The 12,377-nt window shown below is 55.3% G+C and carries 14 protein-coding genes and 1 pseudogene; 11 read left to right on the forward strand and 4 right to left on the reverse strand.

Annotation, left to right across the window (positions count from 1 at the left end):
* The 7 genes and pseudogenes from ACFFT4_RS20815 to ACFFT4_RS20845 all read left to right on the forward strand — a co-directional run.
* Positions 1–1,768, forward strand: a pseudogene (locus ACFFT4_RS20815) (hypothetical protein); the annotation flags it as partial.
* A gap of 17 nt (positions 1,769–1,785) precedes the next feature.
* Positions 1,786–2,331 carry a hypothetical protein gene (locus ACFFT4_RS20820; RefSeq protein WP_378050743.1) on the forward strand — a complete coding sequence of 182 codons (546 nt, stop codon included), beginning with the start codon at positions 1,786–1,788 and terminating at the stop codon, positions 2,329–2,331.
* A gap of 252 nt (positions 2,332–2,583) precedes the next feature.
* Positions 2,584–2,697 (forward strand): CD1375 family protein, encoded by a 114-nt coding sequence (locus ACFFT4_RS20825; RefSeq protein WP_378050744.1) that lies wholly within the window; start codon positions 2,584–2,586, stop codon positions 2,695–2,697.
* Positions 2,698–2,850: 153 nt separating this feature from the next.
* Positions 2,851–3,111 carry a hemolysin XhlA family protein gene (locus tag ACFFT4_RS20830; RefSeq protein WP_378050745.1) on the forward strand — a complete coding sequence of 87 codons (261 nt, stop codon included), beginning with the start codon at positions 2,851–2,853 and terminating at the stop codon, positions 3,109–3,111.
* Between the two features lie 7 nt (positions 3,112–3,118).
* Complete coding sequence (locus ACFFT4_RS20835; protein WP_378050746.1) at positions 3,119–3,424, forward strand: hypothetical protein; 306 nt, start codon at positions 3,119–3,121, stop codon at positions 3,422–3,424.
* Positions 3,363–4,145, forward strand: a complete 783-nt coding sequence (locus ACFFT4_RS20840; protein ID WP_378050747.1) for a glycoside hydrolase family 73 protein — start codon at positions 3,363–3,365, stop codon at positions 4,143–4,145. The genes ACFFT4_RS20835 and ACFFT4_RS20840 overlap by 62 nt, the downstream gene beginning before the upstream one ends.
* Positions 4,146–4,372: 227 nt before the next feature.
* Positions 4,373–5,215 carry a hypothetical protein gene (locus ACFFT4_RS20845; protein WP_378050748.1) on the forward strand — a complete coding sequence of 281 codons (843 nt, stop codon included), beginning with the start codon at positions 4,373–4,375 and terminating at the stop codon, positions 5,213–5,215.
* A gap of 56 nt (positions 5,216–5,271) precedes the next feature.
* On the opposite strand, the gene ACFFT4_RS20850 is transcribed toward ACFFT4_RS20845, so the two are convergent.
* Positions 5,272–5,916, reverse strand: a complete 645-nt coding sequence (locus tag ACFFT4_RS20850; protein ID WP_378050749.1) for an NUDIX hydrolase — start codon at positions 5,914–5,916, stop codon at positions 5,272–5,274.
* Between the two features lie 6 nt (positions 5,917–5,922).
* A complete protein-coding gene (gene mscL / locus ACFFT4_RS20855; RefSeq protein WP_378050750.1) occupies positions 5,923–6,408 on the reverse strand; it encodes a large conductance mechanosensitive channel protein MscL in 486 nt (161 codons plus the stop codon).
* A 105-nt stretch (positions 6,409–6,513) separates the two neighbouring features.
* On the opposite strand from mscL, the gene ACFFT4_RS20860 reads away from it, so the two are divergent.
* Positions 6,514–8,277 carry an ATP-binding protein gene (locus ACFFT4_RS20860; protein ID WP_378050751.1) on the forward strand — a complete coding sequence of 588 codons (1,764 nt, stop codon included), beginning with the start codon at positions 6,514–6,516 and terminating at the stop codon, positions 8,275–8,277.
* A gap of 383 nt (positions 8,278–8,660) precedes the next feature.
* On the opposite strand, the gene ACFFT4_RS20865 is transcribed toward ACFFT4_RS20860, so the two are convergent.
* Positions 8,661–8,876, reverse strand: coding sequence for a hypothetical protein (locus ACFFT4_RS20865; RefSeq protein WP_378050752.1), 216 nt, complete (start codon positions 8,874–8,876; stop codon positions 8,661–8,663).
* 179 nt (positions 8,877–9,055) lie between these two features.
* Between ACFFT4_RS20865 and ACFFT4_RS20870 the strand changes: the two genes are divergently transcribed.
* The 3 genes from ACFFT4_RS20870 to ACFFT4_RS20880 all read left to right on the forward strand — a co-directional run bounded on the left by ACFFT4_RS20870 (position 9,056) and on the right by ACFFT4_RS20880 (position 12,044).
* Positions 9,056–9,745: a hypothetical protein gene (locus ACFFT4_RS20870; protein WP_378050862.1), complete on the forward strand. Its 690-nt coding sequence runs from the start codon at positions 9,056–9,058 to the stop codon at positions 9,743–9,745.
* A 107-nt stretch (positions 9,746–9,852) separates the two neighbouring features.
* Positions 9,853–10,968: a DNA alkylation repair protein gene (locus tag ACFFT4_RS20875; RefSeq protein ID WP_378050753.1), complete on the forward strand. Its 1,116-nt coding sequence runs from the start codon at positions 9,853–9,855 to the stop codon at positions 10,966–10,968.
* A gap of 86 nt (positions 10,969–11,054) precedes the next feature.
* A complete protein-coding gene (locus tag ACFFT4_RS20880) occupies positions 11,055–12,044 on the forward strand; it encodes an FUSC family protein (RefSeq protein ID WP_378050863.1) in 990 nt (329 codons plus the stop codon).
* A 52-nt stretch (positions 12,045–12,096) separates the two neighbouring features.
* Here ACFFT4_RS20880 and ACFFT4_RS20885 read toward each other — a convergent pair whose 3' ends face one another.
* Complete coding sequence (locus ACFFT4_RS20885; RefSeq protein ID WP_378050754.1) at positions 12,097–12,375, reverse strand: transposase; 279 nt, start codon at positions 12,373–12,375, stop codon at positions 12,097–12,099.
* Between the last annotated feature and the right edge of the window lie 2 nt (positions 12,376–12,377).

The raw sequence follows: 12,377 nt of genomic DNA on the forward strand, positions 1-12,377 counted from the left end.
ACTTCCTCCGTTTTCGAAGTGGACAATGAATAGCAACGGCGCTGTGAATGGTGAATACTCGTACCAACTGACAACGTCCACAACCACAAACCAGCCATCTTGGGCTAAGGTTAATTTGATCATTGGGCAGCAGTATACGTATTCAGCCGTTCATGCAGGGAGGCTTGTAGTTGTCTTTTACGACATTACCGGACAAGTCATTTCGGGATCGGGAGTCTCGACGGCGGAAGCAGAACTAACATTCACAGTTCCCGTAAATACTGCTTACGCGGAGATGAGGTTTGACGGGGATAGCAGCATAGGAACTTTCACCTTCACCAACCCCATGCTCAACTTCGGCCCCGAACCCCTCCTGTTCGAGCCACAAAAGCCATCCTATCTTTATCTGCCCGATTGCAACCTCCGCTCCAACGTAGGCGGCAGCGTAGCAGATCGGCTGTATACGGATGGACAAGGTAAACCGAGGGTGACACGACGGTTTCGGGAGACGGCGTTGGATGGGACGTTGGCATGGGCATTCAACCTTGATTTTTCCGGCTTTAAACGTGTGATATGCCCCCTCCCGGGTGCAACGTATGTCAATGCAAAAGCCGTTAAGTATGACGGCAAGCTGTTGCGCGAGAATGTAGATGTAGACGGGATTGACAATTTTCAGATTGATGTCACTCCAAGCCTATATATCACCATCGCCGACACAGACAGCGGCTGGGGCGAATCCTACACACCTACAGAAGATGAGATTAAGGCTTATTTCTGGGGATGGAGAATGTACGGGTCAAATGATGGATTACCGTACACTGGAACAAATGGAGGAAAAATTTGGAAAATGATTGATGCAAACAACAACTCCACTTACGGTCAAGGAGTATTGGTTGTTCCGACTACCTTGAACATTCTGGCGGAAACAGCTTATAAACCCTACCGCCTAATGTACCAACTCTCCCAAAGTGTAGACGAGCCGGTCACCTATGAAGGCTCCTTGATGCTGCATGAGGGAGATAACCAGGTCGAGGTCGGAACGGGGATTGTGGTGCGGGAAGCCGCCAGTCCAGTGACAAGAGCAGCAGGCGACCTACACGGGATAAATAGTATATCTGGTTATCTGTCCACCAATCCCTTGAAAAACAGAACCGAAAAAATCCTAAGAGTGCACAAGAACAGCCTTGATGATCGAAACTGGCTGAGGGGTATCGGAAATATCTTAAATTGGTACGGCACAGGGTACGCATACATTCCTATCGCCTATTTTGACTCAGCCGCCGCCTATTCCGTCACCTATCTGGCTCTCGACACCTACATGCTCGGCATCGCCCCGCAGACGATCAGCGCGGAGTATGCGCCAAACATCCGGGAGTCCGTCGAATCTCTCGTGCGGGAACTGGTAGAGTCGCGTACGGAAACGTCCGTCCTGGCGAACACGAAGGCGCAGAAGCAGCAACCGCAATGGATCGCGTCGACTCTGCGGAATGATTGGGTGAACTTCGCTAGTGGCATGGCCGCGTCTTACAGACAAAACGAATCTGGAGAAGTGGAATTAAGAGGGGTTATACGAAATGGTATAACAACCGATGGAGTTGTTCTATTTTACTTGCCTACGGATTATAAGCCGACAAGACAGACTGTTATTGGCGTTCTTAATTACCATCCGTCCACCAACGAGGTGTTCAAGGCGTTCCTGGTTATTGATGCTGACGGGAAAGTCACTATCTACGGAGCAGGGGCGGGTTCGGCGATATCCTTCGACGGAGTAGTATTCCCATTAAAGTAAAGGAGAGGGATCAACAAATGAAAGAAGCCACAAAAGTAGACCTCGACGGTCTATACATCGAGCCGGTCATAGTCCCGTTCTCCCAAACGGGCATGACAGAGATCCGCGAGCTGCTGCCCGCAGAAGACGACAAGGAGCCGGAAGACATCGTAACTGGATATATCATCGCCGAAAAAGTCCCAAACGGGCTATTTAAGCCCCGGTGGGACTTTTCTTTATGGGACGACTATCAAGCTGCGCTGAGTGCCGCTCTTGAAGATTACGGCCAGGCGTTGGCGGATTGGAACGCGCTGCCCGAAGAGGAGCGAGGAGAACGACCTGCATATGTCGAGCCCGTTCGTCCCGAGTGTTGGGTCGAGGGGATGGCGCAGGAGGAGATTGACGAGATCCGGAATGCTCCTGTTCCGTTATCGCCTGACCAACGGATCGCTCAACTTGAGACAGAGAGTGTTGAGGTGATGCTGGGGCTGACGGAAATCTACGAGGCGCTGGTTGAGACGAATCCGGGTGCAGGGGCTCGGTTGCAAAGGCTGATGAGCGTGTTTTCGGGCGGAAAGCGATAGGATAATTGGTTTTTTCGAGTAACGTCGCTCAAAAAGGGGAATTATGACCGCCAATATACGATTTTATCGGTTAACGCGCCTGGAAATAGCATGAAAAGACCGACGATGTACGATTCTATCGATTAGCCGGTTGGAAGTGGCGCAGTATGGCCTAAGCTTTCGTTCCTATCCTTATATATGGCCTGCCACCGATCAGTACTGGAGCCTGGTATGCCACAAAACCTCAATCCCAATCAAGAGGAGATGAAAATCATGGCACAAATCTACGCCAATCTGATTCGAAAAGGAATCAAAACGATAGACGATGTACCGGAGTCAAAGCGAGCGGAAGTCGAGGCTATCTTGAATGGCTCTCGGGAGTCCTAGCAAGCGGAAGTCGACTACCCTACTAAGCAATTCGAAATCCAATTAAGTAGAACTAAATTTACCCAAAAGGAAGAACAGCCGATCCGGAGGAGAGAATCTGAGGTCGGCTGCCAGCAAGCAAGCATCTTATTACATCCCAGGAGGTGTCGCCACATGTCCAGCGAAGAGGTGCGCGTGCTCGCGGAAATTCGGGAACGCGTCGTCAGGTTGGAGACGAAGATCGATGCGATGACCGATGTTCGCGAAACGGCGGAAGCGGCGAGAGAATCGGCGCTTGAGGCGCTGCAGTCGACGCGGTCGGCGCATCTGCGGATAAACGAGGTTGCCGACAACCAGCGTTGGCTGTGGCGAACGCTGGTCGGGGCGATCGTCGCGGCCGTGATTGCGGCCGTGACCAATCTGCATGGAGGTTGAATACACTATGGACAAACTGATCTCGATGACCGACGAGGTGGCTCTGCTCGCTCCCATCGTCGCCGCCTATGTGGGCGTCGCGAAGGAGTTTCGCGTGCCAAGCCGGTACTATCATCTCGTCAGCCTGCTCATCGCAACTGTCTTCATACTTGTGCCCCAACAAATACAGCAGACGCTCACGACGATCTCGATTATCGGGTTAACGGCGTCGGGCGTCTATCATTTTACGAAAAAAAGAGAGGAGCAGTCGGATGGTCAAGCTAAGCAGAACGGAATTCATCGCCACATTGGCGCCGATAGCGATTCGAGCTAGAAGGGAGGGCTCCCCTCTGTTCCCTTCCGTCAGATTGGCGCAAAATCTGCTGGAAACGGGGGGAGATCTTCATTCCTGGAACAATCTTGGAGGCATTAAGGTCGGCAGCGGACAAACGAATGCTTATTGGAAAGGCCAGTATGTGCGAAAAGGAACGTGGGAGATCGAAAGCGGGACGAGAGTGGATACGACGGCTCTGTTTCGCGCGTACGACAGTGTCTACGACTTTTATAAAGACCAGGATTTGCTGCTTCAGCTCCCTCGCTATGAACGCGTAAGGAAGGCGGCTATTCCCGAGATTCAGGCGGAAGCTTTGCGATTGAGCGGTTATGCGACCGATCCGCAGTACGGCTCGAAAATCATCTCCCTCATCCAGAGCAATCGTCTGACGCAGTATGACGAACAGGCCGCACAACCGGAGCCGACGAATTCGCCGGTCCAGGAACCGCAGAGGGTTTCCGTTCGTCTGAACGGCGCTCCGCTTGCCGAGGGGCGCTTAATCGCCGGTCAAACTTGGGTGCCCGCAAGGATCGTCGGAGAGGCGTTGCAGCTCAAAATCGGCTTCTCGAATAAAATGGTCACCGCGAACGGTCAATCTCTTCCGACGCTATTGTTCGGAAATACCGGGTACGTGCCGGTGAGAGATTTGATCGCTGTCCACGAAACGGCGAAGGTAGTTTGGAAAAAAGCCGATCTTGCGGTCGACATCACGGTCGCTTAAATTTTCAGTACGACATGATTTTGCGCAAGAGCAAGGCAGACATGCCTACGGTAGCGGCGAATAACTCCAATTCCCCCGGCGCCGTCCTCTCGTTCCGTTCGCGAACTGTTGCGGCGCAATGCCGTTATTAGGCAGGAGTACCCTCTCGAGCTCCCTTCGCATATGATGTTGGCAATCCTGCTGCCCGCAGTTCGCGCAGGCGGTATGATTTGGAGGGAGCTGACCCGATGTCGCGCATTCCGAATTTTCCGAAGAGCCTGCTCGACGAGCACAAAAATTGGCATCATGCCCGGCACAATATCGATATTAACAACCCGCCGCCCGGTTACGGGCTGGAGTTTTTACGTTTTCATCGCGATTTCATTAACCGCGCTCAGGCCTGGTATCGTCAGAATGGGCTCGATCCGAGCTTGATCGAGGCATGGGTATCCGTTCCGGAGGAAATTCGTCGGACGCCCTGTTATAACCAGGCCGCGGAAGCGAGAATTATGTTCCAGCCGGAGTCTTTTGCGAGCGCCGACGAGCTTGGTCGATTTATCGAATCTTCCAATCTTCACGGCTGCATCCACCAGGAGGCGGCCAGGCTGTTCGGGGAGCCGGAGATTAACGACTTCGACTACGCCCCCAGATATACGGAGTTTTATAACATTCATAATATGATTGACCGGTGGTATCGCAACTGGGAAGGGCTTGGCCGTTTTCGGCCGGACGGAGGGTATTGGTACGGTTCGTTCGAGGGAGAGGGCGACGAGATTCTGCTGTATAATTCGTTGTTCGGGGATTGGTGGCTCGGGAAGTTAAAGGAAGAAAGCCGCGAAGACATCCCTGGAAACGAGACGAGAGTGGAGTGGAAAGCGATCGGGGACAGCCGCAAGTTCGGACAGATCAACGACGGACGCCGCTTCCGCATCTGGGACGCGGACGGCGATGGCAAGCTTGAAGTGCTGTTCCAGCATCCGTTGGAGGGGGAATGGATGGAGGGCAAGGTGAGGAACGGGAAAATCGGCTGGCAGCCGATCCGGCTCGAGCCCCTTGGCCAGCCGCCTCATCCCCAGATTGCAACTCGTTAGTGCGCCCGGCCTTAGCCGCTGCTAAGGCCAACTTCAACCTATCTGCCCCACCGGACTTATCGCCAAACGAGCTCCTGCAGGAACTTGAACACGGAGACGTAGTAGTCCGAATCCCGTTCCACGAAAGAGCTGCGGGAGACCTCGGCCTCCGCGGCTTGCAGCTTGCCCCCGCGAAGGGCGACGCCCGGCGCGCGGACAAGCTCCCGCTTTCCTTCCATCAGCGCGATCAACTCACCGGCATCCGCTTCGTACAGACCGGCGACCTCCTCCTCCTGGAGGCGGAAGTCCGCCAACTCCGTCGATACCTCCAAGCCGTAAACCCGGCTGACCTCGTTATCGAAGTAAGCCGCGCCCCCGACCACGCCCTCGCCTTGCTCGCGGACGACGCCATACTCGCGCAGCATCTCGAAAGCCACCTCGACGCCAAGCTCCTCCCGCAGCTCCCGAACGATCGCCTCCGGCGTCTCGCCGGCTTCGAGGTGACCGGCCGTCGTAATGTCGAAGCGCCCGGCACCTGTATCCTTGTTTGCTGAGCGCTGCTGGAACAGCACCTTGGCAGCGATACGGCCCTCCCGTTCCTCGCGCCGAACGAGCCAGCAATGGACCGTATGATGCCATAAGCCCAACCGATGCGCTTCGCTTCGCTCGGCGGTTCCGATCCATACGTCGTTGTCATCGTAAATGTCGAACAGCTCCGCCAACGGACGTTATCCCTTGGCCAGGGAAGCTTGTCCGATCGGCGTTACTTCGGACGTACAGTGAGAGCAGCGGGAAGCCGCTTTGGGAATGTCGGACAGGCAGTACGGGCATTCGCGCGTCGTCGGTTCCACTGGAGCAGGGGCTTCTTCTTTTTTGTGGCTGAGCTTGTTGATTACCTTCACCAGAAGGAACACGCACAAGGCAACGAGTAAAAAGTCGATCAGAATGTTGATGAACTGTCCGTAAGCGATGACCGGAACTCCGGCCGCCTGCGCTTCTTCCAGGGAATTTGCCGTCGTGTCCGACAGCGGAACGTACAAATCCTTGAAGTTCACGTTGCCCAGAAGCTTGCCGATCGGCGGCATCACGATGTCGTTGACAAGCGAGGTGACGATCTTCCCGAAGGCCGCCCCGATGATGACGCCGACCGCCAGATCCACGACATTGCCGCGCATGGCGAAGGCTTTGAATTCGCCGAAAAATGACTTAAACATACCGAAACCTCCAATTTTAGACTTTATCAGAAAAGGAATTTGCTGGCACTCGTCGAATGCTATAAAACGAAAGCAACTGATGTCAGATAATGCGAGGGATAAAAGATGAACGGTACCGTAGCCTCATGGCCTCCTTTTTTTCTGCTGCTGGCACTGTTAATTAGCATACTCGCATCTTATACCATGTTCAACTTCATTAGCAATCTTAAACGTTCGAACGGGACGTTCCGTCAGTTCTGGTTGGCCGGCGGAGCGTTCGTATTCGGGCTGGGATTGTGGGCGAAACATTTCGTGGCTCTGCTGGGCAGTCATGAGCCGATTATTTTCACATGGGTGATGCCGGTTGCGCTGATGTTCATTATTTTCTTTTCCTTGATGGCTTTCATCATGCTGACTTTCCAAGGAATATTGAAGTATCGTCTGGTATACGGCAGCACGATTCTTGCGTTCGGGATCGCGGTCATGAACTATTTCAGCGTGTTCGGCCCGCAGATCGAGCGTCTGGAAGTCAATTCGAGCCAGCTGTTCCTGTCTTTGCTGATGCTGTTTTTCGGCACGTTGTTGGCGTTTATGCTGGCGGAGTCGACGTTCAGGTTCAGGAAGTTTCTGGCCAGCACGCTGCTCGGGGCGTTAGTCGTCGGACTGCAGCTCATGGGCACGGAAGCGCTCAGGGTCGAATATTCGGCCGGCATTTACACAACGTCGGACAAGCTCATTCAGGATATTAACCTGCTGGCGCTGATTCTCGGTCTGGGCGCCTTGCTCATTCTCGTATCCACGCTCATTACCTGGTATATCGACAAGCGGCTCAACCAGATGGACGAACGATACCGACTGCTGGTAGAGAATTCTCTCGATACGATCGCGATTCTGAAAGGCAGCCGCTGGGGATTCGTCAATGCCGCCGGATTGCGAATGTTCGAGGCGGAGAACGAGAGCGACCTGTTGGGCAGGTCGATTTACTCCCTTTTACCGGCGAAGGACCATAATACGATCAAGGAAAGGCTGCACAATCTGGTATTCGTAGGCAGCAGCAAGCCGATCGAGCAGGAATGGTTTACGTTAAAAGGAAAAGTGCTGCACACCGAGATCGTGGAGACGATGACAACGCTGGACAACGAGCCGGCGATTCAGATTATCATTCGCGACATTTCGGAACGGAAGAAGAACGAGGAGCTGCTGATCAACTCGGAAAAGCTGTACGTAGCCGGCCAATTGGCGGCGGGCATCGCCCACGAAATCCGCAATCCGCTGACCTCGCTTAAAGGCTTCCTCCAATTGATCGTCTCCGGAAGAAGAAACAATAACAGCTACTACGATATTATGAACGCCGAGCTCGACCGCATCGAAGACATCGTCAGCGAGCTGCTGATGCTCTCGAAGCCCCAGGTGTACGAGCTAACCTACCAGGATTTGCGGGTGATGATGCGCGATACGGTCACGCTGCTGGAAACGCAGGCGATTCTTCACAACATTGCGATCGAAGCGGAGTACGGCACCGAGCCGCTCTGGATATACGGAGTGGAGAACCAGATCAAGCAGGTGTTCATCAACGTCATCAAAAACGCGATCGAAGCGATGAGCGACGGTGGCTCGATCGGGATCAGGCTGTCACGGGAGCATGACGGCGTATTTGTGCGAATTCGCGACGAGGGGCCGGGCATTGCGGAGGATCAATTGGCCAAGATGGGCCAGCCTTTCTACACGACCAAGGAGAAGGGTACGGGACTCGGACTGATGGTCAGCTACAAGATCGTAGACAACCATCAGGGGAAGATCGACGTCCAGAGCGAGCTCGGCAAAGGCACGCTGTTCGAAATCACGCTGCCCTTTCGCTACCCGGAAGCCGAGATCAAGAAGTCCAGCTGACGGTTGATCAGGTGGCCTGGGGAGGAAGCCTTGCGGATTTGATCGCGCCTCCTCGTCGATAAGGAGCGGGTCGGCGCGGGTCAATTCGAAGTTTGAGGCAAAACTGCGGAGAGGGGGTGCTGGCGGAAATCGGAGGAAGAGTAGTGGAAGACGCACGGATCGGAAGAAGGGAGGGACAGAGGGGACAGGGAGAAGGCCGCATGGGTGATTTGTATGAAAAATCACACAAATGGTAGACGGAATGGCGCTTTTTGGCGAGATTTGTATGAAAAATCACACAAAAGGAAGAGAAAAGGCCCCCTTTCGAAGAGATTTGTATGAAAAATCACACAAATAGCCGTTTGGCGGGTAACGTATGAGTCTGATAGGCGTGTGGAATTCGATCATGCCTGCCATGCCCCCCATTGGGGCGAAGAACCAGCACAAAGCGTCAGTACCAGCACAAGTACCACCACAAGTACCGCAAGAGCATCAGCCACCAGCACAAGTACCACCACAAGTACCGCAAGAGCATCAGCAAGAGCACCAGCCACCAGCACGAGTACCAACAAGAGTATCTGCAAGAGCACCAGCACGAGACCAGCACGAAACCACCACAAGCATCGGCATCCCCCCTTGGGGTCTAAAATCGGCCATTATATCGAGTAGCGAAGAACGCTCCGATTTTCCCTTCGGGTTGAAGGGGAAGCAGGTGCGTTTTTGTTTGCGAAGATGAGGAGTTATTTGCGAAGACGGGGAATTGTTTGAGATGGCGGGGAGTTCCAATACGATTTGCGAGGTGAGGGGATTGAGTTTTGAGGCGGAGCACGAAAAGTGGATGGACTGGCATTTGGACAAGAGGCACGGAGAGAGAAAGGATGCGTTGAGAAGAGGCCACGGGTATGGGAATCGTCTGTTTGTTGAAAAAATATGGTGGAGCCTGATGGGGCATTTTGGCGGCTTGCATCCGGAGTACGAGGTTAAGGACTGGCGGGGGCGATCCTATTATGCCGACTTCGTATGGATCGTTGGCGCGCACCGTTTTGTATTTGAGATTATGGATTACGGTTCCCATGGAAAAGATCGTACGAAATATCGGATGGATCTGAACCGCGTACTGTTTTTGCAATCCCAGGGATACGTTGTTTTCTTGATTTCATTGGACGAACTGAAGGAAAATTCGCCGTTTATCCTGTCCATGCTCCGACATTCGCTTGCTCCCTACCTTACGGCGGCAGCGCAGGAACCTCAACCCAAACCGACGTTTGGGAAAATCGAACGGCAACTCATGCGTCATGCCCTTTTGCACGATCGCATCGTTCGTCCTGCCGCGGCTGCCAAGGAACTGGAACTTCATAAGCACACTGTCATCAAACATTGCCGCAATCTGGTTGAAAAAGGGAGACTTCGAGCCATTCCGACAGGTTCGACGGGGAAAATCTATTGTTACGAGTATATGGGAACGGCGCAGAGCCCGGATTTGCTTTAAGCTGGACGGAGCATGCATGCGTGCGTGCTGCCTAAAGCCTCGGGAAGAGGAATTTATTCGGCGCGAGGACATGCTATAATGGATTTATTTAGCTGGGGGAATCCATGATGGCGGAGCCGCTTAAGGCGATTTATAACGCTTCTTTTTTGGAGGCGTTCGGAGATAAAGTGAAGCAAGCTTACGGAGATTTCGAGATCGATCGGTTTGTTGCTCTCGTTCTCGGCGAAGGGTGGGAGGGGCTGGAGCTCAAGCAGAGAATGCGGCGGATTACGGAAAGCCTGCGTCGGACGCTGCCTGCGGATTACGGCGAGGCGCTCGGTGTGCTGGAGGCGATCGCAGACGAGTGCCGGGGCTTCCCGTATTTGATCTTCCCCGACTTCGTCGAGAAGTACGGGCTGGACGATTGGGAGCGCTCGGTGCGGGCCTTGGAGAAGTTTACTTCCGGGTCCAGCGCCGAATTTGCCGTGCGCCCGTTCATCAAGCTCGATCAAGAGCGGATGATGGCGCAGATGCTGGAATGGAGCGCACACCCGGACGAGCATGTGCGAAGGCTCGCCAGCGAAGGCTGCCGGCCTCGTCTGCCGTGGGGGGAGGCGCTCGTCGCGCTGAAGCGGGACCCGGCTCCGATCTTGCCGATTCTGGAACGGCTGAAGGCCGACCCGTCGGAATATGTCAGACGCAGCGTGGCGAATAACCTGAACGACATTTCGAAGGACCACCCGCAGCTGGTGCTCGACATCGCGAAGGCTTGGCAGGGAGCGGACGAAGGTACGGATTGGATCGTTCGCCATGCCTGCCGGGGGCTGCTGAAGGCCGCCCATCCCGAGGCCATGGCTCTCTTCGGCCTCGCTCCGCAAGATGACATCGAGGTGCTGGAGTGGGAGGTGCATCCGGCCGCGCTCTCCATCGGGGAAGCCGTGGAATTTCGTTACGGACTGCGGGCTCCGGCGGGAGAGGAGGTCAAGCTGCGGATCGAGCTGGCCGTTTATTTTCCTCGTTCGAACGGCAAGCTGTATCGCAAGCTCTTCCGCCTCAGCGAGAAGAGCGTTCCCGGAGAGGCGAACATTCAAGGCGGGAGAGGCTTCTCCTTCGCGGACCTGTCCACGCGCCGTCACTACCCGGGCGTACACCGAATGGCGCTTGTCGTGAACGGCCGCGAGGTCGCGGAAGCCGTCGTCGAGCTGCAAGCGGCCGAGGAGCAGGGAGGAGGGGCGCAGGCATGACGATCGGCGCCCGCGTGCTGAAGACCGGACTGGCCGTCGCCATCGCGCTATGGGTCGGTCAATTGATCGGTCTCTAATCCCCGCTGATCGCGGCGATCGCTTCGATCTTCACGATCCAGCCTTCGATCTACCGCTCCTGGATGCAGATGCTGGATCAGGTCCAGAGCAACGTGCTCGGCGCTGTCATCGCGATCGGAACCGTCTCGCTGGTGGGCAATACTCCGATTCTGGTCGGGCTCGTCTGCGTCGGCGTCATTCTCCTCTGCATCCGCTTGAAGGCAGAGGATACAATCGCGTTAACCCTGGTTACCGTCGTCGTCATTATGGAAGCCCAAGGCCAGGGCTGGATGGTGGCCTGGGACCGGTTGGCCGCCATCCTGACGGGGATGGTGTCGGCGTTCGCGGTGAACGTCGCCATCGCTCCTCCCCGTCATCGCATGCGTTTCGTGAAGCACGTCGAAGATACGCAAGCGCTGCTGTCGCGGCTGCTTCGCACGGTGATCTCCAACGAGCTGAAGGAGAACGTCTATCGGAAGGAGCAGGGCGAGCTGCGGACGAAAATCCGCAAGCTGGAGACCCATTACGATATGTTCGCCGAGGAGCGGGTATGGCGGAAGCAGCCGCGGCTCCAGCGCGCCCGCCTGCTGGTCGTGTACAAAGGCATGGTCGCCGCGCTGGAGAGAGGCTACGCTCTGATCGAAGCGGTGGAGGACCAGTATTGGTCCGTCGCGACGCCGAAGTCCTGGAACCGGCTCATCGACCGCGAGTTCGAAGCGCTGTGCGGCTACCATGAACAATTGCTCTGGAAATGGGGCGGGAAAATGAAGCCGGGAGCCGCTTCGGCCGCCCCGCCCCCCGAAGCTTCGATTCTGCTGATTGAAATGATCGACGATCAAATGGAGAAGGACCAGGAGGCCCGCGCCCGGATGCTGGTCATTACGGGGGCGCTGTACAACTACGAAGAGAGGCTCCGGCGGCTGGACAAGCTGATGGATCAATGGTTCCAGCGCGAATCCGGGGCCGGCGCGGAAGGCGAGGAGCGGGAGAATCCGCTGTTCTCCCGTCTCGGCGAATAGATAAAACAAAGCCCGACCGGCGGCGATGTTCGCAACCGGTCGGGCTTCTTCGTTATTTCTTCCCCGGAGCGATTTGACGGCGGGGATGATCGATTTTGCCGATCTTGTCCGTGTCGTTCTCCTTGGGGACGAGACGAGGGTCGGTCCGCCCTTCGTGATGGTTCTCGAAGGCGAACTCGGTCAGCGTCCATTCCGTCTCTCCCAGCACGACGTCGGAAGGGAAGACCTCTCCCCGTTTCAGCTTCTCCGCTTGTCCGGACTCGTTCTCGTAGACGCCGTCGACCTCGACTTTTTCTCCGGACATCGGGTCCATTCTTTTCGATTCGCTCATCG

It is taken from the genome of Cohnella cellulosilytica (genome assembly GCF_042431195.1).
Classification (GTDB): domain Bacteria; phylum Bacillota; class Bacilli; order Paenibacillales; family Paenibacillaceae; genus Cohnella; species Cohnella cellulosilytica.

Excerpts from the sequence above, each read along its gene's own strand:
- ACFFT4_RS20840 (WP_378050747.1), top strand. The coding sequence starts at position 3,363 with ATGGTCAAGCTAAGCAGAACGGAATTCATCGCCACATTGGCGCCGATA.
- ACFFT4_RS20825 (WP_378050744.1), top strand. The coding sequence starts at position 2,584 with ATGGCACAAATCTACGCCAATCTGATTCGAAAAGGAATCAAAACGATA.
- ACFFT4_RS20875 (WP_378050753.1), top strand. The coding sequence starts at position 9,853 with ATGGCGGAGCCGCTTAAGGCGATTTATAACGCTTCTTTTTTGGAGGCG.
- ACFFT4_RS20860 (WP_378050751.1), top strand. The coding sequence starts at position 6,514 with ATGAACGGTACCGTAGCCTCATGGCCTCCTTTTTTTCTGCTGCTGGCA.
- ACFFT4_RS20885 (WP_378050754.1), bottom strand. The coding sequence starts at position 12,375 with ATGAGCGAATCGAAAAGAATGGACCCGATGTCCGGAGAAAAAGTCGAG.
- ACFFT4_RS20845 (WP_378050748.1), top strand. The coding sequence starts at position 4,373 with ATGTCGCGCATTCCGAATTTTCCGAAGAGCCTGCTCGACGAGCACAAA.
- ACFFT4_RS20820 (WP_378050743.1), top strand. The coding sequence starts at position 1,786 with ATGAAAGAAGCCACAAAAGTAGACCTCGACGGTCTATACATCGAGCCG.
- ACFFT4_RS20835 (WP_378050746.1), top strand. The coding sequence starts at position 3,119 with ATGGACAAACTGATCTCGATGACCGACGAGGTGGCTCTGCTCGCTCCC.
- ACFFT4_RS20830 (WP_378050745.1), top strand. The coding sequence starts at position 2,851 with ATGTCCAGCGAAGAGGTGCGCGTGCTCGCGGAAATTCGGGAACGCGTC.
- mscL (WP_378050750.1), bottom strand. The coding sequence starts at position 6,408 with ATGTTTAAGTCATTTTTCGGCGAATTCAAAGCCTTCGCCATGCGCGGC.